This is a genomic window from Pseudomonas sp. HY13-MNA-CIBAN-0226, from assembly GCF_040310305.1.
Lineage (GTDB): Bacteria > Pseudomonadota > Gammaproteobacteria > Pseudomonadales > Pseudomonadaceae > Aquipseudomonas > Aquipseudomonas gregormendelii.
Genome location: NZ_JBEOPS010000449.1, coordinates 1 through 252 on the forward strand (window position 1 = coordinate 1; position 252 = coordinate 252).

The following is a 252-nucleotide window of genomic DNA, read 5'->3' on the forward strand; positions in this document are numbered from 1 at the left end:
AGTCTGCTGAGCTGGTGCCTGGCGATGTTCGTGTTCACCTTGGGCGAGATGATCATCTACCCCTCGGAATTTCTGTTTATCGACACCATTGCGCCGGATGCGCTACGGGGCAGTTACTACGGTGCCCAGAACCTGGCCGCGTTTGGCGGGGCCATGAGTCCGGTGATTTGTGGCTACCTGCTGATCAACGCGGCACCCACCAGCATGTTCTTTGCCCTGGCCGCACTTACTGCCATAGGCGGCACCCTGTGT

Annotated in this window: 1 pseudogene; it reads left to right on the forward strand. The window is 59.1% G+C overall.

Features of this window, described 5'->3' with window-relative positions:
• Positions 1–252, forward strand: a pseudogene (locus AAEZ05_RS29465) (MFS transporter); the annotation flags it as partial.